General features: G+C 72.2%; 16 protein-coding genes. 5 read left to right on the top strand and 11 right to left on the bottom strand.

What is annotated here, in order from left to right:
- The first annotated feature begins 244 nt into the window (after window positions 1–244).
- Together ACFXG1_RS29910 and pth are read left to right on the top strand one after the other, a co-directional pair.
- Complete coding sequence (locus ACFXG1_RS29910; RefSeq protein ID WP_384709212.1) at window positions 245–841, top strand: 50S ribosomal protein L25/general stress protein Ctc; 597 nt, start codon at window positions 245–247, stop codon at window positions 839–841.
- Between the two features lie 108 nt (window positions 842–949).
- The gene (pth, locus tag ACFXG1_RS29915) at window positions 950–1,546 is read left to right on the top strand and encodes an aminoacyl-tRNA hydrolase (RefSeq protein ID WP_384709215.1); all 597 of its coding nucleotides are present in this window, start codon (window positions 950–952) and stop codon (window positions 1,544–1,546) included.
- Here the strand turns inward: pth and ACFXG1_RS29920 are convergent.
- Entirely contained in the window at window positions 1,543–2,145 is a 603-nt protein-coding gene (locus tag ACFXG1_RS29920; RefSeq protein ID WP_384709218.1) for a Uma2 family endonuclease, read from the bottom strand. The two genes, pth and ACFXG1_RS29920, sit on opposite strands and share 4 nt — an antisense overlap.
- Before the next feature lie 121 nt (window positions 2,146–2,266).
- A complete protein-coding gene (ppc, locus tag ACFXG1_RS29925; protein ID WP_384709221.1) occupies window positions 2,267–5,008 on the bottom strand; it encodes a phosphoenolpyruvate carboxylase in 2,742 nt (913 codons plus the stop codon).
- A 228-nt stretch (window positions 5,009–5,236) separates the two neighbouring features.
- Here ppc and ACFXG1_RS29930 point away from each other — a divergent pair, with 228 nt between their 5' ends.
- Both ACFXG1_RS29930 and ACFXG1_RS29935 read left to right on the top strand, forming a co-directional pair.
- Window positions 5,237–6,289 carry an acyl-CoA desaturase gene (locus ACFXG1_RS29930; RefSeq protein WP_384709224.1) on the top strand — a complete coding sequence of 351 codons (1,053 nt, stop codon included), beginning with the start codon at window positions 5,237–5,239 and terminating at the stop codon, window positions 6,287–6,289.
- Window positions 6,286–7,011 (top strand): TetR family transcriptional regulator, encoded by a 726-nt coding sequence (locus ACFXG1_RS29935; RefSeq protein WP_384709227.1) that lies wholly within the window; start codon window positions 6,286–6,288, stop codon window positions 7,009–7,011. Before ACFXG1_RS29930 ends, ACFXG1_RS29935 begins: the two co-directional genes overlap by 4 nt.
- A 57-nt stretch (window positions 7,012–7,068) precedes the next feature.
- On the opposite strand, the gene ACFXG1_RS29940 is transcribed toward ACFXG1_RS29935, so the two are convergent.
- Complete coding sequence (locus tag ACFXG1_RS29940) at window positions 7,069–7,905, bottom strand: trans-aconitate 2-methyltransferase (RefSeq protein WP_384709230.1); 837 nt, start codon at window positions 7,903–7,905, stop codon at window positions 7,069–7,071.
- Between the two features lie 131 nt (window positions 7,906–8,036).
- On the opposite strand from ACFXG1_RS29940, the gene ACFXG1_RS29945 reads away from it, so the two are divergent.
- Window positions 8,037–8,534 (top strand): MarR family transcriptional regulator, encoded by a 498-nt coding sequence (locus tag ACFXG1_RS29945; RefSeq protein WP_358826817.1) that lies wholly within the window; start codon window positions 8,037–8,039, stop codon window positions 8,532–8,534.
- Here the strand turns inward: ACFXG1_RS29945 and ACFXG1_RS29950 are convergent.
- The 8 genes from ACFXG1_RS29950 to ACFXG1_RS29985 form a co-directional block, all read right to left on the bottom strand.
- Window positions 8,493–9,296, bottom strand: a complete 804-nt coding sequence (locus tag ACFXG1_RS29950) for a LuxR C-terminal-related transcriptional regulator (protein WP_384709237.1) — start codon at window positions 9,294–9,296, stop codon at window positions 8,493–8,495. The genes ACFXG1_RS29945 and ACFXG1_RS29950 overlap by 42 nt on opposite strands.
- Window positions 9,297–10,514: 1,218 nt before the next feature.
- A complete protein-coding gene (gene galK / locus ACFXG1_RS29955) occupies window positions 10,515–11,633 on the bottom strand; it encodes a galactokinase (RefSeq protein WP_384716869.1) in 1,119 nt (372 codons plus the stop codon).
- On the bottom strand, window positions 11,630–12,694 hold the full coding sequence (galT, locus tag ACFXG1_RS29960) for a galactose-1-phosphate uridylyltransferase (protein ID WP_384716866.1): 1,065 nt from the start codon (window positions 12,692–12,694) through the stop codon (window positions 11,630–11,632). Before galT ends, galK begins: the two co-directional genes overlap by 4 nt.
- Window positions 12,695–12,779: 85 nt before the next feature.
- Window positions 12,780–13,469: a LuxR C-terminal-related transcriptional regulator gene (locus ACFXG1_RS29965; RefSeq protein WP_384716863.1), complete on the bottom strand. Its 690-nt coding sequence runs from the start codon at window positions 13,467–13,469 to the stop codon at window positions 12,780–12,782.
- A 265-nt stretch (window positions 13,470–13,734) separates the two neighbouring features.
- Window positions 13,735–15,585: a PQQ-binding-like beta-propeller repeat protein gene (locus ACFXG1_RS29970; RefSeq protein WP_384716860.1), complete on the bottom strand. Its 1,851-nt coding sequence runs from the start codon at window positions 15,583–15,585 to the stop codon at window positions 13,735–13,737.
- Window positions 15,586–15,715: 130 nt separating this feature from the next.
- Window positions 15,716–17,593: a PQQ-binding-like beta-propeller repeat protein gene (locus ACFXG1_RS29975; protein ID WP_384745359.1), complete on the bottom strand. Its 1,878-nt coding sequence runs from the start codon at window positions 17,591–17,593 to the stop codon at window positions 15,716–15,718.
- Between the two features lie 309 nt (window positions 17,594–17,902).
- Window positions 17,903–19,720: an ABC-F family ATP-binding cassette domain-containing protein gene (locus ACFXG1_RS29980; RefSeq protein WP_384721601.1), complete on the bottom strand. Its 1,818-nt coding sequence runs from the start codon at window positions 19,718–19,720 to the stop codon at window positions 17,903–17,905.
- A gap of 119 nt (window positions 19,721–19,839) precedes the next feature.
- The gene (locus ACFXG1_RS29985; RefSeq protein WP_384745361.1) at window positions 19,840–21,240 is read right to left on the bottom strand and encodes an acyltransferase family protein; all 1,401 of its coding nucleotides are present in this window, start codon (window positions 21,238–21,240) and stop codon (window positions 19,840–19,842) included.
- Window positions 21,241–21,451 lie beyond the last annotated feature (211 nt).

Raw genomic sequence — 21,451 nt, forward strand, 5'->3', positions numbered from 1 at the left:
GAGTTTTTGTTGAGCTGGGTTTGTGCGTCCCCGCCGGGGGCCCCCCCCCCCCGGGGGGGGGCCTCCGGCCCGGGTTCTCCTTTACGTACACCGCGGCCCTTTCGCGTAGACTGCTGGGGTTGCTCGGCGAGGGAGGCCGCACCACGGTGCGGCGGTCCGTTATCGACGCGCTCTTCGCATCAGGCGTAGCAGGCCGTTCGCGGCCGGGTGACCAACCGATCCGTCTGTTGTACGAGGAGTGCATATGTCCGAGGTGAAGATCTCCACGACCGTCCGTACGGAGTTCGGCAAGGGCGCCGCCCGCCGTATCCGCCGTGAGGACAAGGTTCCCGGTGTGCTGTACGGCCACGGTTCCGACCCGATCCACCTGACCCTCCCGGGCCACGAGCTGCTGCTGGCGCTCCGTACCCCGAACGTCCTGCTCTCCCTCGACATCGAGGGCAAGAACGAGCTGGCGATCCCGAAGTCCGTGCAGCGCGACCCGCTGAAGGGCTTCCTGGAGCACGTCGACCTTCAGCTGGTCAAGCGCGGCGAGAAGGTCAACGTCGAGGTCCCGGTCAACGCCGAGGGCGAGCTGGCCCCCGGTGGCAACCTGCTGGAGCACGTCCTGAACGCGCTGCCGGTCGAGGCCGAGGCCACCCACATCCCCGAGTCCTTCACGGTCTCCGTCGAGGGCCTGGAGGCCGGTGCCTCCGTCCTCGCCAAGGACATCGCTCTGCCGTCCGGCGTGACCCTGGCCGTCGAGGACGACACCGTCGTCCTGCAGGTCCTGGCCGCCCAGGCCGAGGAGCCCGCGGCCGAGGGCGCCGAGGGCGAGGGCGCCGAGTCCGCGGAGGCGTAAGCACTCCCGGCACACCGCCGTACGGCCGCCGTCCGCGCCCCTTCCCGGGCGCGGGCGGCGCCGTCGCTTTCAGCCCCGCCCACCCCTCCCGAGGGAGAGAATCACCCCATGACGACCGACGCCACCGCCCCCTGGCTCATCGTGGGCCTCGGCAACCCGGGCCCCGGCTACGCGGCCAACCGCCACAATGTGGGCTTCATGGTGGCCGATCTGCTCGCCCACCGCATCGGCGGCACCTTCAAGCGCGCCCAGAAGGCCCAGGCCCAGATCGTGGAGGGCAGGCTGGGCGTACCCGGTCCCGGCAGCCGTCGGGTGGTGCTGGCGAAGCCGATGTCGTACATGAATCTCTCGGGCGGCCCGGTGTCGGCGCTCCTCGACTTCTACAAGATCCCGGTCGCCAATATCGTCGCGATCCACGACGAGCTGGACATCGACTACGGCGTCCTGCGGCTGAAGCTCGGCGGGGGCGACAACGGACACAACGGACTGAAGTCGATCACCAAGTCCCTGGGCTCCGACTACCACCGCGTCCGCTTCGGCATCGGCCGCCCCCCGGGCCGCCAGCCGGTCGCCGACTTCGTCCTCAAGGACTTCTCCGCCACCGAGCGCAAGGAGCTCGACTACTTCGTCGACCGCGCGACGGACGCGGTGGAGTCCCTGGTCACGGAGGGCCTGGAGCGGGCGCAGAGCGCGTACAACTCCTAGCGGGGGCCGGACAACCCCGGGGGCAGGGGGACGGCGAGGTCGATGTCCACCTCGTAGGGCAGGCTGACCTTGAGCCGGTCCTGGTGCAGACCCGCGTGCGCGTAGGCGCCGGTCTGTTCGTCCAGCACGTACACATGGACGACCGGCCGTCCCTCGTCGCCCACCCGCTCGACCCGCCAGAAGTGCGGGATACCCGCCTTGGCGTACTTCTGCGGCTTGGTCTCGCGGTCGCGTCCCTCCGACTCCGGAGAGACGACTTCGACGGCGAGGACGACGTCGGCGGCCCGGAAGGAGGTCTGGTCGACGCTGGTCAGCGCGTCCGCCCGGACGACACTGATATCGGGCTCCGGACCGTTGCGCCGGTCGATGACGACCGTCATCTCGGAGACGACCCAGAGATGCTCCGGCATCGTGCGCAGCAGCCCGGCTTCCAGCAGTCTGATCATCGCGAGGTGGAAGTACCGCTGCGGGCTCACGAGTACCAGACCCCCGTCGATCAACTCCGTGTGCGGCGGGAGGCCCGGCAGAGTCAGCAGATCGTCCACGGTGTACCCGTCCGGGGGGGGCATGGGCCAGCTCTGCCCGGACTCAGCAGTCATGGTTCCTCCCATGGACGGGATCCTGGCCTACCCCTTCCACGTTAGCCGTACGCTTCCGGCGCCATCACCACATCGGGTGATGGCGCCGGAGGCGTGTTGACCTTGAGAGGGCGTGGAGCCGTCAGCCGGTGTTGCGCAGCCCCGCCGCCACCCCGTTGACCGTCAGCAGCAGGGCCCGGGCCAGCAGCGGGTCCGGGGTCTCGCCGCCGGCGGCGGACCGGCGCTGGCGGGCCAGGAGGGAGACCTGGAGGTACGAGATCGGGTCCAGGTAGGCGTCCCGGATCGCGAAGGTCTGCTGGAGTACCGGGTGCGAGTCGAGCAGGCGCTCACCGCCGGTGATCCGCAGGACCTCCCGTACGGTCAGCTCGTGCTCGGCCTCGATCGTCGCGAAGACGTGCTTCAGCTCGTCGGGGACGAGGGTGTCGACATAGTGGCGGGCGATCCGCAGATCGGTCTTGGCCAGGGTCATCTCGACATTGGCGAGGAAGTTGCGGAAGAAGTGCCACTTCTCGTGCATCTCGTCCAGAACGGTGTCGAGACCGGCCTCGCGCAGGGCCTTGAGGCCCGAGCCGACGCCGAACCAGCCCGGGACGATCTGACGGGACTGGGTCCAGCCGAAGACCCACGGGATGGCCCGCAGCCCGTCGAGTCCGGCCCCGGAGTCGGGGCGGCGGGACGGGCGGGAGCCCAGGTGGAGGTCGGCGAGCTGGTCGACCGGGGTGGAGGCGAAGAAGTACGCGGGCAGGTCGGGGTCCTCGACCAGCTTCCGGTAGGCGGCGTGGGCCGCGTCGGAGACCGTGTCCATCGCCGCGTCCCAGCGCGCCAGGGCCTCCCCCGGCTGCCGGGGCGCGGTGTGCAGCGCCGACGCCTGGAGGGTGGCGGCGACCGTCAGCTCCAGGTTCTCCCGGGCCAGCGACGGGATCAGGTACTTGTCGGAGATGACCTCGCCCTGCTCGGTCACCTTGATCTCGCCGTCGAGGGTGCCCCACGGCTGGGCCAGGATGGCGTCGGCGGTGGGGCCGCCGCCCCGGCCGACCGTACCGCCGCGGCCGTGGAAGAGGCGCAGTCGTACGCCGTGCCGGTGGGCGACGTCGCGCAGCCGCCGCTGGGCCCGGTGGATCTCCCACTGGGAGGTGGTGATGCCGCCGAACTTCGACGAGTCGGAGTAGCCCAGCATGACCTCCTGCACATCGCCGCGGAGGGACACCAGACGCCGGTAGGACGGGTCGGAGAGCATCTCGTCGAGGATGACGTCGGCGGCCCGCAGCTCGTCCGTGGTCTCCAGCAGCGGCACGATGCCGATCTTCGCCCAGCCCGCGTGGAGGTCGAGCAGTCCGGCCTCGCGGGCGAGGACGGCGGCGGCGAAGACGTCGTCGGCGCCCTGGCACATCGAGATGATGTACGACTCGATGACCTCGGGTCCGAACCGCTCGAACGCCTCCTTCACGGTGTGGAAGACCCCGAGGGTCTTCGCCCCCGCCGGGTCGAGCGGGGCGGGTGTGGACGCCAGCGGGCGGCGCGAGCGCAGCTCCTTGGCGAGCAGCTTCTGCCGGTACTCGCGCGGCATGTCCGCGTACCGCCACGACTCCTCGCCGAGCCGGTCGAAGAGCTGCCCGAGGGCGTGGTGGTGGGCGTCGGCGTGCTCGCGAACGTCCATCGTGGCGAGCTGGAGCCCGAAGGCGGCCAGGGTGCGCAGGGTGCGGTCCATCCGGCCGTCGGCGAAGAGGCCGCCGCGGTGGGCGCGCAGGGACGTCTGGATCAGGGTGAGGTCGTCGAGCAGCTCGGCGGTGCCGAGGTAGTCCCGGCCGGGCTCGTGGGGGGTGCCCTTGGCGAGTCTGGCCCGGGTGTTCTCCAGCTTCGCCTGGACGCAGGTGGCCTTGAGGCGGTACGGCTCCTCGGCGTTGAGGCGCTTGTAGCGGGGGCTGATCTCCGGCAGCCGCTCCAGGTCCGCCTCCAGGGACGCCAGCAGTTCGTCGGTGGCGCCGGTGTAGCGGATGGAGTTGGAGAGCAGTCCGCGCAGGGAGTCGACGAGGGCGAGGGCGTCGGTGATGCCGTGCTCGTGCTGGAGGATCAGCACGTCCCAGGTGACGTCGGGGGTGACATTGGGGTTGCCGTCCCGGTCGCCGCCGATCCAGGTGCCGAAGGTCAGCGGCCGGGTGCCGGCGGGCAGCTCGACACCGACCCGGGCCAGCTCGGCCGCCAAGTCCTCCAGGACGTCGCCGACGGCGTCGGCGTGCAGCTCGTCGAGGTAGTAGATGGCGTTGCGGGCCTCGTCGGCGGGCTCGGGGCGGACCACCCGGAGTTCGTCGGTCTGCCAGATGAGGTCGATGTTCTCGGCGAGCCGCAGATCGCAGCGGCGCCGGTCGGCGGGCCCGGAGCCGAGGGCGGCGTCGGTCTCCAGGAGCTGGGCGATCCGCCGCAGCTTGTTGAGGACGGAGCGGCGGGCGGCCTCGGTGGGGTGGGCGGTGAAGACGGGCCGGACATTGAGGTTGCGGACGGTGGCCCGCAGATGCTCGGGGTCGGCGTCCTTGAGCCGGTCGGCGGTGCGGGCCAGCAGCCCGCCCTCGGCCGCGCGCCGCTCCCGCATCTCCCGGCCGCGGTGCACCTGCTCGGTGACGTTGGCGAGATGGAAGTACGTGGAGAAGGCGCGGACCAGCTTGGCCGCGGTCGGCAGATCGGTGTCGCCCAGCAGCTCCGCGGCGTTCTCGCCGTCGCTGCGGGTCAGAGCGCGGACGCGCTCGACGAGGTCGAGCAGTTCGGGGCCTTCCTGGCGGACGATGGTCTCGCCCAGGAGGTCGCCCAGTCGGCGGATGTCGGCCCGGAGTTCTGCGCTGGCCGTCGGGGTCTGGTCGGCACTGCTCACAGGTGCTGCTCCTTGCGGTGTTCGAGCACGTCTGGAGGGGTTCTGGAGTCGGCGGACCGCGCTGTCCGGCAGGTCCCAGGATAGGTGTCCCGGCGCTGGGCGCGGTCGAGAGGGGCTCTTGCCGCGGAGCTGTGCGCTGCCATACTTACGATGCCGTAGGTTACGCAGCCGTAGCACGGCTCAGACGCGGACATCTCCGCCCATTCCTCACCCCACAGGGGACCCTTCATGACGACTAGCCCCGATCTGCTCGACGACGCCCCGGGCCCGGAGGCGGGACCGGGTACGGCTCCCGGCCCGCGGCCCGAGGGGGCGGACTCGCCCGACGAGAGCTCCGCCCTGCCCTCCGCCACCCTCGGCGGGGACGAGAAGCGGTCGCTCGAGCAGATCACCCTGCTCCTCTTCATCATCGTCCCTTTCCTCGCCGTGGCCGCTGCCGTGCCGCTGGCCTGGGGCTGGGGGGTGAGCTGGCTGGACCTCGGTCTGCTGGTCTCGATGTACTTCATCGGCTGCCACGGCATCACCATCGGCTACCACCGCTACTTCACCCACGGCTCGTTCAAGGCCAAGCGGCCGCTGCGGATCGCGCTGGCGCTCGCGGGCTCCCTCGCGGTCGAGGGTCCCGTGGTCCGCTGGGTCGCCGACCACCGCAAGCACCACAAGTTCTCCGACGCGGAGGGCGACCCGCATTCGCCGTGGCGGTACGGCGAGACGGTGCCGGCCCTGATGAAGGGCCTGTGGTGGGCGCATATCGGCTGGATGTTCGACGAGGAGCGGACCCCGCAGCACAAGTACGCCCCGGATCTGGTCAGGGACCCGGCGATCCGCCGGATCTCCCGCTACTTCATCCTCTTCACCCTCTTCTCGCTGGCGTTCCCCGCGATCGTCGGCGGTCTGGTGACGCTCTCCTGGTGGGGCGCCTTTACCGGCTTCTTCTGGGGGTCCCTGGTCCGGGTCGCCCTGCTGCACCACGTCACCTGGTCGATCAACTCGATCTGCCACGCGACCGGGAAGCGGCCGTTCCGATCACGTGATCGTTCGGGCAATGTGTGGTGGCTCGCGGTGCTCTCCTGCGGCGAGTCCTGGCACAACCTGCACCACGCCGATCCGACCTCGGCCCGCCACGGTGTCCTGCGTGGCCAGGTGGATTCCAGTGCCCGGCTGATCCGCTGGTTCGAGAAGCTGGGGTGGGCGTACGACGTCCGCTGGCCGACCGCCGAGCGTATCGAGGCCCGTCGCGCCCCGTCCCCCCGGAACGCCGGAGCGGCCGACACGGCATGATGGACGATGTGGCGACCGACGGCAGCAGTACCCGTACCGGGACGAACGAGGCGAACGAGGCGAGCACGGTGACCCCGGCGAAGACCCGAGCACCGGCACGGCGCGGGCGCCGGGTCCGGATGACGGGCGCCGAGCGCCGTGAGCAGCTGCTCGACATCGGTCGCGTCCTCTTCGCCGAGAAGGGCTTCGAGGGCACGTCGGTGGAGGAGATCGCCGCCAAGGCGGGGGTCTCCAAGCCGGTGGTCTACGAGCACTTCGGCGGCAAGGAGGGGCTGTACGCGGTCGTGGTCGACCGGGAGATGCGCCAGCTGCTGGACATGGTGACCGGGGCGCTGACCGCCGGGCACCCCCGGGAGCTGCTGGAGCAGGCGGCCTTCGCGCTCCTCGACTACATCGAGACGTATACGGACGGCTTCCGGATCCTGGTCCGGGACTCGCCGGTGGCGCAGTCGACGGGCACGTTCGCGTCGCTGATCAGCGATATCGCCACCCAGGTCGAGGACATCCTGGGCATGGAGTTCAAGAACCGGGGCTTCGATCCCAAGCTGGCGCCGCTGTACGCCCAGGCCCTGGTCGGGATGGTGGCGCTGACGGGCCAGTGGTGGCTGGACGCCCGCCGCCCGGAGAAGGCCGAGGTGGCGGCGCATCTGGTGAATCTGGCCTGGCACGGCCTCGACGGCCTGGAGCCGAAACCGCGCCTGATGGGCCACCGCAAGAACTGATCGCGGTACGGGGGCGGATCCCGCGGGATCCGCCCCCGCCCCCGTACCCCTCGAAGGTCAGTCCGTGTCCGGTGCCGGGGTGCGGGCGACGGCGAAGATCCGACGGAACGGGAAGACCGTCCCGTGCGGCCCCGGCGGATACGCCTTCCGCAGCAGATCGCGGTACTGCCCGAGGAAGGCGTCCACCGCGTCCGTGTCGGTGCCGAGCTTCGTCAGAACGGGCCGCAGGGCCGTGCCCTTGACCCAGTCGAGGACCGGATCCTCACCGGGCAGCAGCTGGTAGTACGTGGTCTCCCAGGCGTCGGCCGCGCAGCCGAGGCCGGTCAGCCGGTCGAGGTAGTCGGCGGGGTCGAGGACATGGGCGAAGCCCCGGCCGTGGCCCGCGAGCCGGTCGCGCCACTCCGGCAGTCCGCACAGGGTGGCCAGCAGGGAGTGGCTGGGCGCCTCGTAGTTGCCGGGGACCTGGAAGGCGAGGATGCCGCCGGGGGTGAGCGCGTCGATCCAGCGGGGGAAGGATTCGGCGTGGCCCGGCACCCACTGGAGGGCCGCGTTGGAGACGATCACGTCGTACGGCTCGTCCGGCGTCCAGTACGCGGCGTCCGCCGCCCGGAAGTCGAGCCCGCCGCCGCCTGGGGTCGTCCCGGCGTGCTCCTTCTCGGCGAGCGCCAGCATCTCGGGCGAATGGTCGAAGCCGGTGATCAGGGCCGTCGGCCAGCGCTCGGCCAGCAGCGCGGTGACATTCCCGGGCCCGCAGCCGATGTCGGCGATCCGCAGCGGCCGGAAGCCCGCCGCGGGTGGTTCGGGGAGCCGGGCGAGCAGATCGAGGAAGGGACGGGTGCGGTGACCTGAATGGCGAAGGTACTGATGCGGATCCCATATCGGTACGGAATTCACGGTAGAGCCCCCTTGCAGGAACGTAGGGCCGAAGCGGAACGGGGTTCCGGCCCGTCCCTGCCCCACGATCCACGACATTATCTCTTGACGTCAAGAGACTTCATATCGACAGACCCTCTACACTGATCGTCATGGAGGACGAGGTCGATCGACTGGTCGCAGCATGGCGCCGCGAGCGCCCCGACCTCGACGTGGAACCCCTGGAGGTGTTGAGCCGGGTCTCCCGGCTGGCCCGCCATCTGGACCGGGCCCGGCGGATCGCGTTCTCGGAGCACGATCTGGAGCCGTGGGAGTTCGACGTCCTGACGTCGCTGCGACGGGCGGGTGCGCCCTATCAGCTCTCACCCGGCCAATTGCTCACCCAGACCCTGGTGACCTCGGGCACCATGACCAATCGCATCGACAGACTGGCGAAGAGAGACCTGGTCGAGCGGTTGCCGGACCCATCCGACCGGCGTGGAGTGCTGGTCCGGCTCACCCCCGAGGGGCGCGATCGCGCGGATCGCGCGCTCGCCGGGCTGCTGGCCCAGGAGCGCGCGATCCTCGCAGAGCTGTCCCACGCGCAGCGCGCGGAACTCGCGGCGCTGCTACGCCAGCTGACCGCCCCGTTCGACAACATTCCCGGCTAGCTTCACGGCCGGGTCCGCCGGGCCGACCCCGGCCCGGCGGGCGAGGGCGACGGCGGCCAGGGTGGAGTGCACCCCGAGCTTGCCGAGGACGTTCTGCATATGCGTCCGGACGGTGTGCGGTGACAGGAAGAGGCGCTCGGCGACCGCTTTGCGCCCCAGCCCGGCGACCATGCACCGCAGGACCTCGCGCTCCCGCGGCGTCAGCGACTCCACCAGCCGCTCACTCTCCGTCCGGTGCTTGCGGGCGGCCGTCAGCTCCCGCAGGACTCCGGTGAGCAGGGCGGGCGGCAGATGCGTCTCGTCCCGCAGGACGCCGCGGATCACGGCCAGCAGTCGCTGAAGTGAACAGTCCTTGGCGACCCAGCCCGAGGCGCCCGCCTGCAGAGCCAGGGCGGCCCGGCGCGGATCGTCCTTCTCGGCGAGTACGACGCAGCGGACCTCCGGCTGGCCGGAACGCACCCCCGCCACCAGACTCAGCCCGTCGACGAGCCGGTCGGGACCGTCCTCGCCCTCGTCGGCCACGGCCCGGGCGACCGGGGCGCGCGGACCCTGCGGCGGAACCGCGGCGGCGCCCAGATCGGCGTCCACGAGCATCACGTCGAACGGCCGTCCGTCGGCCGCCGCGCGCTCCAGACAGCGCAGGGCCGCGGGGCCGCTGCCCGCGGCGCCGACGTCCACGTCGGGCTCGGCGGCCATGGCCGCCGCGAGCGACTCGGCGAAGATTCGGTGGTCGTCCACCACCAGGACCCGGATACGGACCACAGACACACCCCCTGTGTCGGAGGACGGCTCGATGCGAACACACCGCCCGAGACGGACCGTCAGCCCCTGCGCGGCGGCTGCCGCGCTGTGACTGAATTACCCCACCCCGGGCGTCGTACCCCGCTGTCTCGTCCCCAGATCAACACCGGCCCCCACCGGCGTTGACCATCAGACTACGGACGGTGGGCGGAAGCGGAAGCGTATTTGCAGAACTGATGACCAGCTCTGGGGGATGGGTTGTACTGGAAGGTTACCCATGCGTTGGGAGGGATGCATGGGAAACAGGAGACTCGATCCGGAATCCGGCGGCGGGAGTCGGCGCGGGGCGATCGCATGGTGATGAGGTGGCGGTCGCCGTGACGGGACGGGGATTTCTTGACATGCCGGTCGCGGCGGCAGGAGGCTGGACGGCATGGACCGGCTGATCCCCATGCATCACCAGATACACGGATTCATCCGCCGGTCGCACGGAAGCTCCGGCGGAGCCTGAGCCCCTCCGCCGGAGCGCCTCCCGCTGTGGGGTGCGTGAGCCCCGGGGCCGTTCACCCGGGTGCCGCAGGGCTCGCGCCGCGCGGGTGACCCCCAGCGCCTTGGCTACCCGTGGCCCGGGTCCCGGGACCGGACGCGTCCGGCGTCCACAGGTGCTCTTCGGCCCGCGGCCCGGTGGGTGGCTTGTCGCGCAGTTCCTCGCGCCCCTGGATTCGCTGATCCATGTTGCTGGTGTTGCGCGGGGTCTTGTGTGTGGTCTTGTCGGCAGACCGCTGCTCTGGACCCTGCGGGCTGCCCGTGCGGCGCGGGTTGGTCGGTCGGTCCCGGGGCCACCTCCTCGCCGTCGGCGGAACCCTGGGCCTTGGAAACGGTCACCGTTTCCGTACCGCCGACGGCTGCGGGGGCGACCCCGCACCCGCCCTCCCCACGCATACGAACATGCACCCGTCAGCCCAGGGCCCTCAGATGGCGCCGGGGCCGGAACCGCCTTTTCCTTTCCCCCGTGGCGGGTTCCGGGACGAGGGACAGGTTGGGTGACGCCGGTCGGGTGGATGCGGGGTGGCCCCCGCAGCCGTCGGCGGTACGGCAGCGGTCAGCGTTTCCAAGGTCCCGAGTTCCGCCGATGGCGAGGAGGTGACCCCGTAGCCGACCGGCCCACCCGCGCCGAGCAAGCACCCGCGCAAACCCCCGGAGCAACGGCCACTGAGGCGCAGGAGCAACCCGCACTCGCTAGTGGGCCCCCCGGGACGGGGTTGCCTCGAAGGTGCGGGGGGCGGGGTGGCCGCCACGGGTGAACGCGGACCGGATGGCGTCGGCGACCCCGGGGGACGCGGCGCGCTCCACCAGAGCGATCACGGCGCCGCCGAAGCCGCCGCCCGTCATCCTGGCGCCCAGCGCCCCGGCCGCGACGGCCGCGTCGACGGCCAGGTCGGTCTCGCGGCAGGACACCTCGAAGTCGTCCCGCAGCGACGCGTGGCCCTCCGTCAGGAGGGGGCCGATGCCGGGCAGGTCACCGGCCTCCAGCAGTGCCGCAGCCCGCTCCACGCGGTGGTTCTCGGTGACGACATGCCGCACCAGTGCCCGCGCCCGGGTCGCGTCCGGCAGCCGGGCGAGCGTCCTGTCGAGGCCCTCGTACGGGACGTCCCGCAGGGCGCGGACCCCGAGTTCCCGCGCGGCGGACTCGCAGCCCGCGCGCCGGCGCCCGTACTCGCCGTCCGCGTGTGCGTGCCGTACCCGGGTGTCGACGACGAGGAGCGCGAGACCGGCGGCCGCCGGGTCGAAGGGGAGGTACCGCCGGGACAGGTCGCGGGTGTCGAGCAGGATCGCGTGCCCGGCCCGGCCGCACGCGGAGGCCGTCTGGTCCATGATCCCCGTGGGCGCGCCGGTGTAGACGTTCTCCGCCCGCCGGCAGAGCCGGGCCAGCTCCGCCCGGTCCGCAGCGAGTTCGCGGAGCCCGTACAGCCCGGTGAGGGCGAGGGCCGTGGCGACTTCCAGCGCGGCGGACGAGGAGAGGCCCGCGCCCGCGGGGAGGGTGGAGGTGTAGGCGAGGTCGGCGCCGCCCACGAGATGTCCGGCGTCCCGGAGGGCCCAGACGACGCCCGCCGGGTAGTCGGTCCAGCCGCGCGGCCCGTACCCGGGGGCGAGGTCCGCGACGGGCAGTGCGACCGGGCCGCCGAAGCCGCCGTCGGAGCGGAGGGTCAGGATCCCGTCGTCGCGGCGCGTGCCGGTGACGGTGACGCCCTGCCGCAGGGCGAAGGGCAGCACGAGGCCGTTGTTGTAGTCGGTGTGCTCGCCGATGAGGTTGACCCGGCCGGGCGCGGTCCACGCCCCGGTGCGCGGGGCGGTCACGCGGTCGCCACCTCCCGCAGCCGCCGGGCCGCCGTCTCCGGCGGTACGTCGTTCACGAACGCGTCCATCCCGGACTCGGTCCCGGCCAGGTACTTGAGCCGTCCCACCGCCCGCCGCACGGTGAACAGCTCCAGATGGAGGCCGAAGCCGTCCCGGCCCGGGGCCCGGAAGGGCGCCTGGTGCCAGCCGGAGACGTACGGCGTCGGGGGCTCCCCGGGTCCGAAGAGCCGGTCGAAGCGGCGCAGCAGCTCCAGATACAGACCGGGGAACTCCGCCCGGGCGGCCTCGTCGAGCCCCCGCAGGTCGGGGACGCGGCGGCGCGGGTGGAGATGGACCTCGTAGGGCCAGCGCGCCGCGTACGGGACATGGGCGGTCCAGTGCTCCCCGTCGAGGACGACCCGGACGCCTTCGGCCCGTTCCCGGGCGACCACGTCGTCGAAGAGGTTGCGGCCGGTCCGGGCGGTGTGGGCCGCGGCGGTACGGAGCATCCGCTCGGTGCGCGGTGTCACGAAGGGGTACGCGTAGATCTGGCCGTGCGGATGGCCGAGGGTCACCCCGATCTCGGCGCCCCGGTTCTCGAAGCAGTACACCTGCTCGGTCCCCGGCCGGTCGGCGAGCGCGGCGGTGCGGTCGGTCCAGACGTCGAGGACGAGCCGGGCCCGGTCCTCGTCGAGGTCGGCGAAGGAGGCGTCGTGGTCGGGGGTGAAGCAGACGACCTCGCACCGGCCGGTCTCCCCGGCCAGCGACGGGAAGCGGTTCTCGAAGACGACGACGTCGTAGTCGGCGGCGGGGATCTCGGTCGCCCGGCCGGCGCGGGACGGGCAGAGCGGACACGCCTCGGACGGCGGGTGGTAGGTGCGGGTCTGCCGGTGCGACGCGATGACGATCCGGTCCCCGGCGAGCGGGTCCCGGCGGATCTCGGAGCCGGTGGCGACGGGCGCGAGCGGACGGGTGTCGACCGCGGCGGCACGCCCCCGGGCACCCGGCCCCGGTGCGTCGGCGTCGGCGTCGTAATAGAGCAGCTCACGGCCGTCCGCGAGCCGGATCGCGATCTTCCTCACGGCGGATACCCTCTCATCCGCCCCAACAGAAGCCAACACAATCGCCCACGATCCAACAAAACGAGACCCCGGGACCCGGGACCCGTCAGCGGAGCCCTCCCTGGCCCGCCGGCGGGGCCGCACGGTCCAGCAGGCCCGTACGGGCCGCGAGCGCCGCGGCCTCCAGACGGGAGCCGACGCCCAGTTTCATCAGCACCCGCTGGACATGTGTCCGCGCGGTGCTCGGGGCGATGCCCATCCCGGCCGCGATCAGCCGGGTGTCCTCGCCCTCGGCGACCCGGACCAGGACCTCCACCTCGCGCGGGGTCAGCAGCCGCAGCAGCCGCTGGCCCTCGTCGTCGGGCTGGGAGACCGGGTTGAGCAGTTCGGCGAAGGCGCCCTGGAGGAGCGCCGGCGCGACCACCGCCTCACCGGACCGCGCCTTCATCATGGCCCGCTCGACGCCCTCGATCCGCTCGTCGTGGCGGACGTAGCCGGAGGCGCCCGCCGCGAACGCCGCGGCTATGCCCCAGGGGTTGGGTACGGGCCCCAGGACGACCACCGCGACCTGGGGGCGCTCCCGTTTGATCCGTGTCACCGGGTCGAAGACGCCCGGCTCCGCCGGATTGGCGGTGCCCAGCAGGCACACCTCGGGCGCCCGGGAGACCACCAGGTCCGCCGCGCCCGTCACCGGGGCCGTCGCGGCGAGCACCCGGTGCCCGCGCAGTTTCAACGCCGAGGCGAGCGCCTCGGCGTGCAGTCTGTGATCGTCGACCACCATGAGCCGCACGCCCATCGAGCAACTCCCATCCCCCCGGTGCAACCTGCCCCGGCAAGTTACACGGCCTGTTCGACATTGCGTGCCCTGAGTCGGCAGAAGTACCCAAGACTGCCGAATGAGCCACTCAACAGGGTCACTTATGACCATGGCATGACTACCACATGACCAAAAGGCGGCAGCCCGGTGCGGAAACCTCCCACACCGGGCCACTACTGTTCCGCTAATCAGCCTTCCCCGCAGCAGTACCAAGTCCGCGAAGGGGCGAAAATCGGTCGCCTTTTTAATTTTGCGGCGTGAATGCAATCGCCAGATAACTCTTGTAGCTCGACGTACCGGACTCGCTCATCAGCTCTTCGCTCATGTACAGCCGCCCGTCGACGAACCGTATCTCGGAGTCCCCGATGGACATTTTGCGCTCGATGTCGATCGTCTTCTCCTCGGCCGGATTCCGCATCAGCACCTTCGACGTGAGCGTCGTGCCGTTGATCCTGACGACCTGGCCGCCCTTGCGGTAGGGCGGCTCCTGGTACGCGATGACGGCGTCGCCGTCCATCCGCAGCGGGAACGAGGTGAAGCCCTCGCCCGCGTCCGCGCGGCCCGGCAGCGGCTTCCCGTTGGCGAGGTCGTACGACACGATCTCGTTGGTCCTGCTGTAGCTCTCGCCGCTGCCCTCGTGGGGCGTGGTCGGCAGATAGAGCCGTCCGTTGCCGACGACGACCTTGGTGCAGGACTCGACTTCCGTGGCGGCGCAGCGCGCCTCGAAGCGGTCGCCCGTCGCGGAGATCTTCGCCCGCAGCTTGCCTCGGGCGTCGATGGAGAAGAAGTCGGAGATGCCGTACTTGCCGGTGTCGCCGACGTCGGCCGCCACCACCAGCGGATCGGTACTGACGACGCTGGCGTAGTCCACCCCTGCGGGCATCTTGTACGAGAACGCGGGGCGGCCGGTGGCCGGGTCCAGCTTCTCGACGGAGAGCTGCTTGTCGTCGTAGCCGCCGCAGGCGCGGACGGCGACCAGGGCCGGGCCGCCGCCGTAGCCGCGGTCCTCGCAGTCGCCCTCGGAGGTCGTCGGCTTCCAGCGGACCGCGCCGGTGTTCAGATCGAAGGCGGCGCCGCCGTCGAGACCGCCCGCGGCGACCGTCGTGCCGCTGATGGTGATCTCGTCGAACCGGACCGGGATATCGCCGCGGAGCGGGGAGGTGACCGTCTTGCGCCACAGCAGCTTGCCGCTCGCCATGTCGATCACGCCGACCTCACTGCACGGCTGATAGCGGCCCTCGCCCGACTTGGTGCGCTTCGCGGGCTCGAAGAGGATCGCGGTCTTGTGGTCGGCGGACTGGTGGCGGGAGGCGCCGCAGGTCTGGCCGGGCAGCGGGATCTTCCACAGGGCGGTGCCCTTGTCCCGGTCGTAGCCGGTGATCTCCGCGATGCCCGGCTTCACGAACGCCTTGTCGGTGACCCAGGAGCCCTTGAAGTCGGAGACGTCGGGCGTCGGCGGCTGGTCGACGATGAAGCCGAGCCGGGAGTCGGGATTGTCCGGAACGGTCTCCTCGCCGCCGTTCGTACCCTCCTTGCCGTCGTCGCCCTTCTTCTTGCCGCCCTTGGTGCCGGAGTTGCTGGTGGTGTCCTTGCCGTCGTCGCCGGTGGCCGCGTACAGCACTCCGCCACCGATGATCAGCACCACGGCGGTGGCCGCGGCGATGATGATCTTCGCCTGGGTGCCGAGCTTCTTCCGGCCGGGCGGGGTGGGGGCCGGGGGCATGGGCTGTGCGGGGTAGCCGTAGCCCTGGGGCTGCCCGGGGTAGCCGTAGCCGGGCGGCTGACCGTACGGCTGCCCTGGCTGCGGGCCGGGGGCGTACCCGGGCTGTCCGGGCTGTCCGGGCTGTCCGGGCTGTCCGGGCTGTCCGGGGTAGCCGAACCCGGGCTGGGTCGGCGGCTGCTGCGGATACCCGTAGCCGGGCGGCGGCGCGGGAGGTCCCGGGGGCGGGGCCGGCGGGCCCGGGGGCCGGGGCGGCTGCTGGGGCTGCTGCGGCGGGCCGAAGCCACCGGGCGGCGGGTCCTGCGGCGGGCCGAAGCCGCCGCCCTGCGGGGGCGGTCCTGACGGCGGCGGAGGCGGGGTCGGCGGCTGGCTCATGGCGGAACACCTCGGGGCGGGAACGGTCGGATGGAACGGCGGGCGGGGCCTGCCGGAAGCGGTGTCGACGGCGGGGCGCGGCCGCGCGGGCCGGCCCGTCTTCAGAGGGCGTCGGGGGCCGTCGGGGCCGTCAGGGGCCGAACGCCAGCATCGTCGGGGCCTTCAGCTCTTCCTCGTCGTTGGGCGCGCTCACCCGGCCCGCCGCGATGTAGACACGGCCGTCCTGGTAGAGCAGCCGCGCGGAGTAGAAGGAGTTCTCGACCCCGGCCGCCGCCTTCGGGTGCCGCAGCACGGTCTTCGGCGCACCGCCGCCCGGTGCGAGGGTGGCGACGGCGCCGCCCGCGTCGTACGAGGGCTCGCGGTAGACGACCAGGTCGCGGCCCTCCATCCGGAGCGGTACGACCGGGGTGTCGCCGCCGGAGGGGGCCCGCCACTTGGCGCGTCCGGTGTTCAGGTCGAAGGCGACGACCTGGTTGGCGCCGCCCGCCCGGACGGGCTCGGTGGCCAGGTAGAGGGTGCTCGCGTCGGCGGCGACGCCCGTACAGCCCTCCAGGTTCTGGCCGAAGATGACCGACGAGCCGCCGCAGCCGACCCGGAAGCGGTCCTTGCCCCCGGCGATCTGGGAGCGGACCGTGCCGTCCGGCTTCAGGGCCACCACGGTCCACTTCTTGGGCTCGCGCTGGACGAGGGAGACCACGATCGGGTCGGCGGAGTAGACCTTGTCGACCTCCCAGCCCTCCGGCGCCGCGAAGGTCCACTTCGCCTTGCCGGTGGCCGGGTCGACCTGCTGGAGCTGGTGCTTGGGCTTCTTGTAGTCGGAGGTGGGGCAGCTGACAGCGGCCAGCAGCCGCGCCCCGCCCGCGTACGCGAACGGCTTGCAGCCGCCGCGCGGACCGGCGAACAGCCGCTCGCCGGTGCGCATCGAGAAGCCGTACGACACCCCGGTGGCCCCGGCGGCGAGGGTGTCGCCGCTGATGGTGAGGGTGTGGTCGGACATGGCGAGGAAGCCGCGCTCGTCCGGTATCTCGGTCTTCCAGCCCACCTTGCCGGTGGTCAGGTCGATCAGCCGCAGATCGCGGCAGCGGGCACTGTCCGCCGCGCCGTCCTTGACGCCGACGACGATGGCGCCGGACGCGGAGGTCCGGGGTGTGGCCGAGCAGACCTCCTGCTCCAGGGGGAGGGTCCACTTCTTGGTGCCGTCGACTGCCGAGTAGCCGACGACCTGCTTGTACATGGCCTTGACGACGGTGTCGCCCCGGACCCAAGGGCCGTGGACGTCGGCGCCGTTACGCGGCAGGTCGACATCGTTCTTGGTGAGGAAGAGGGTCCGGGCGTCGCCGGGCGCGCGGCCCGCGTTGAGGTCCTGGCCGCCCCGGCCGCCGCCGCCCTCGATCTCGCTGCCCCGGCCGGCACCGGCGGACGAGGGCGATACGGACGGCTCCGAAGGACCGGCCGAAGGACCGGCGGACGTCTCCTTCCCGTCGCCCTTGCCGTCGCCGTCGTCGTCGAGGAGGACCCAGGTGCCGCCGCCGGCGACGAGCAGCGCCGCGACGGACGCGGCGACGACGACGGTCGTACGGCGCCGGCCGGAACCGCGGCCGGCGCCGGGGCCGGTGGGGCCGGGGCCCGTGGGTCCGGCGCCGTACGGGCCTGCCGCGTCGGGCCACTGATAGCCGGGCTGCTGGTACGGGCCCGGGGCCGCGGTGGGCATCGGCGGGGTCTCGGGCGGTGTCTGCGGATAGGGCGGCGGAGTCGGTACGGGGCTCTGATACGGCCCCGAGGCGTACGGCGGCGCGTCGTAGGGCGACGGCGGCGGGGCCTCGTACCCGCCCTGACCGTACGACGCCCGCGGATTCGGGTCCGCCGGGTGATAAGGGGACGTACCGCCCTCCGCGTCGTACGGGTATCCGTACCCCTCGTCCCGGGGCTGCTGCCGCGGATCCCCGGCACGGGGATCGCGAGGGGCTTCGTAGCCCCCCGGCGGCTGTTGGCTGGGCGGCTGAGACATCAGCGCATCCCCCTTCGTACGGTCCTGGGTCCGACGGCCTCCCCCGCTTTTCCGGTGCGCGCGCGGCGCGCTGTCGGCAGGTACCCGTATCCCGGAAAGGAGCGTTCCGGACCTGGAGCCGTGTCTCACGGCAGTCGAGCGGAGCTTCTTTCTATCACCCGGGCCGGTTCCCGAAAGGTGCCGGTCCGCCCCTGTCACCAGGGGCGGACCGGCTTGTGACGGCGCCGTTATGAAGCCTGCACCCGACCCTCACGGACGACCCTCACGGACCGGTCGGCACCGGCCCTTCCGGGTCGCCGGCGGACCGGCTCAGACGTCGTCGGCCAACTCCATCCAGCGGCCTTCGAGTTCCTCCCGCTGCCCCGCGAGCTCCCGCAGTTCGGCGTCCAACTTCGCCACCTGCGCGAAGTCGGTGGCGTTGGCGGCGATCCGGTCGTGGACCGCGGTCTCCTTCTCGGCGAGCTTGTCGAGCTGCCGCTCGATCCGCTGCAACTCCTTCTGCGCGGCTCGCAGCTCACCGGCCGACTTGGCCCGGGTCTCGGGCGCGGCGTCGGCCTTCCGCTCGGCGGGAGCCGCCGGGGCCCCGGCCTCGACCGCGTCGCGCCGCCGCTCCAGATACTCGTCGATACCGCGCGGCAGCATCCGCAGGGTCTGGTCGCCGAGCAGGGCGAGCACCCGGTCGGTGGTCCGCTCGACGAAGAACCGGTCGTGCGAGATGACCACCATCGATCCGGGCCAGCCGTCGAGGAGGTCCTCCAGCTGGGTCAGGGTCTCGATGTCGAGGTCGTTGGTGGGCTCGTCGAGGAAGAGGACGTTCGGCTCGTCCATCAGCAGCCGCAGCAGCTGGAGGCGGCGGCGCTCACCGCCGGAGAGGTCGCCGACCGGCGTCCACTGCTTCTCCTTGACGAAGCCGAACTGCTCGCACAGCTGGCCCGCCGTCATCTCCCGGCCCTTGCCGAGGTCGACCCGGTCGCGGATCTGCTGGACGGCCTCCAGGACCCGCAGGGCGGGCGGCAGCTCGGTGACGTCCTGGGAGAGATACGCCAGCCGTACCGTCTTGCCGACGGTGACCCGGCCGGCGGCGGGCTGCTTCTCGCCCTCCGTCTCGGCGGCCTCGGCGAGCGCGCGCAGCAGGGACGTCTTCCCCGCGCCGTTCACCCCGACCAGGCCGATCCGGTCGCCGGGGCCGAGCTGCCAGGTCAGATGCTTGAGCAGCACCTTGGGTCCCGCCTGGACGGTCACGTCCTCCAGTTCGAAGACCGTCTTGCCGAGCCGGGCGGAGGCGAACTTCATCAGCTCCGACGTGTCGCGCGGCGGCGGCACATCGGCGATCAGCTCGTTGGCGGCCTCGATGCGGTAGCGGGGCTTGGAGGTCCGGGCCGGGGCGCCGCGCCGCAGCCACGCCAGCTCCTTGCGCATCAGGTTCTGCCGCTTGCTCTCCTCGGTGGCGGCGATCCGCTCCCGTTCGGCGCGGGCGAAGACGTAGTCGCTGTAGCCGCCCTCGTACTCGAAGACCGCGCCCCGCTGGACGTCCCACATCCGGGTGCAGACCTGGTCGAGGAACCAGCGGTCGTGGGTGACGCAGACCAGCGCCGAGCGGCGGGCCCGCAGATGGGCGGCGAGCCAGGCGATGCCCTCGACGTCGAGATGGTTCGTCGGCTCGTCGAGGACGATCAGGTCCTGGTCGGCGATGAGCAGCTTGGCAAGCGCGATCCGGCGGCGCTCGCCGCCGGAGAGGGGGCCGATGACGGTGTCGAGGCCCTCGGGGAATCCGGGCATGGACAGCCCGCCGAAGAGTCCGGTCAGTACGTCGCGGATCTTGGCGCTGCCCGCCCACTCGTGGTCGGCGAGATCGCCGATGACCTCGTGGCGAACGGTGGCCTCGGGGTCGAGGGAGTCGTGCTGGGTGAGCACCCCGAGCCGGAGCCCGCTGTTCTGGGTGACCCGGCCGGTATCGGGATCCTCCAGCTTGGCCAGCAGCCGGATCAGGGTCGTCTTGCCGTCGCCATTGCGGCCCACGACCCCGATACGGTCGCCTTCGGAGACGCCGAGGGACACCGAGTCGAGCAGGGCACGGGTTCCGTACACCTTGCTGACAGCCTCGACATTGACCAGATTGACGGCCATTTTTCTCCTGCGTAGGGGCGGGTGGATCGGCCTCCCAGGGTAGTCGGCGCACGGCCCGCCGGTGGCGGGGCGGTACGGACCGCCCGCCGGGCCCGCCGGTGGGCCTCCGGCCGGTCCGCTCAGGCCGCCGGTGCCGCGGGGCGGACCCGGCGGCCCGCGCGTTCCACCAGCAGCCAGCCGACGAGGGCCGCGGCGACGGCGGTGGGGGCGGTGACGGGGATCGCGATCAGCGTCGCGGACTTCCCGTCGAGCAGGTCGTCGTACCCGACCATCGAGATTCCCAGGACGCCCAGCAGGCAGAGGGTGATCCCGACGGCGGCCAGCGGTCCTCCGGTGCCTGTGCCTGTGCCGGTGCCGGTGCCGGTGCCGGTGCCGGTCGTCGCGGTGGGCCGCGCGGGCGCGGGCTTCGCGGGGCGTTCGAAGCGGCGGAAGACGGCGACGAGGACCGTACCGACGGCAGCGGCGGCGGCCAGCCGGACCGGGGTCTGCGCCCACCAGGCGCCCGACGCGGGCTCCGGCAGGGCCGCGCCGACTCCGAGCAGGGCCCCGTACACGGCCAGCAACGCGGTCAGGTGCCACAGGAACGCGGTCATCGCGACCCCGTTCGCGGCGATCACCCCGCGCCAGACCCGGGCCCGCCCGGCGAACCGGGTCCCCGGGCCGCGCAGCACCTCGGCCGCGCCGATCAGCCACAGGCCGTGGGCGAGGAGCGCGAGCGTCGGCGGGGCCATGTTGGACACCTTCTCGCCCGGCATCCCGACCATCGAGAGGGGGTAGGGACCGAGGGCAACCAGGGCCGCGGCGGCGGCGAGACCGGTCCCGGCGAGGAGCGCGGGCCGGGTGATCCGCCCGTCGGCGCGGAGGAAGCCCAGCTGGTGGATCGCGAGCCAGACGAAGGCGAAGTTCAGGAATTCGGCGTACGGGAGACCGGCGGCGAACCGGGCCGTGTCCACGGCGACGGCGGCGACGGCCAGTCCGCCGAACGCGGCCCAGCCGTAGCGCTCGTGGAGCCGCAGCAGCGGCGGTGTGAAGGCGACCATCGCGAGATAGATCCCGATGAACCACAGCGGCTGGGTGACGAGCCGCAGCGCCACCCCGGTCAGCCCGTCACCGCCGCCCGCGAGCTGGATCACCAGCGCCAGCGCGGCCCACACCAGGACGAAGACCATGGTGGGCCGCAGCAGCCGCTGGAGCCGGGCCCGCAGGAAGTCCGCGTACACGGAACGCCCGGGGGCACGGCGAGTCAGCGACCGGTACGACAGGGCGTGGGCGAACCCGCCGACGAAGAAGAACACCGGCATGATCTGGAGGACCCAGGTCAGGACCTGCAACGCGGGTACGACGGCGAGCAGATTGCCCACCTCGCGGGCGCCGTCGTCGGTCACCACGACCACGGCCATCAGCCAGTGCCCGAGGACGACGACGCCGAGGGAGAGCACCCGCAGCAGATCGGCGTAGCGGTCGCGCCCGGCGGGGGTGGCGTCGGCGAGCGCACGGACGGAAGCGGTTTCGGCGGCCATGCCGGCCATGCTCGCCGCCGGGACGGGCGCACCGTCAGGGCGCGGCTACTCAGGTCCGCCCTGAGTACCCGCCGGGTCCCGTCCGGCGCCCGCAGGTAATTCGCCGGGTGCGACCGCGTCGTCGCTGGTCGCGCAGTTCCTCGCGCCCCCAGGGCCTCCGCCTTGGCGGTCCGGCTGAGCCACGGGGTCCAGGGGCGCGAGGAACTGCGCG

Source organism: Streptomyces sp. NPDC059248 (genome assembly GCF_042753905.1).
GTDB lineage: Bacteria > Actinomycetota > Actinomycetes > Streptomycetales > Streptomycetaceae > Streptomyces.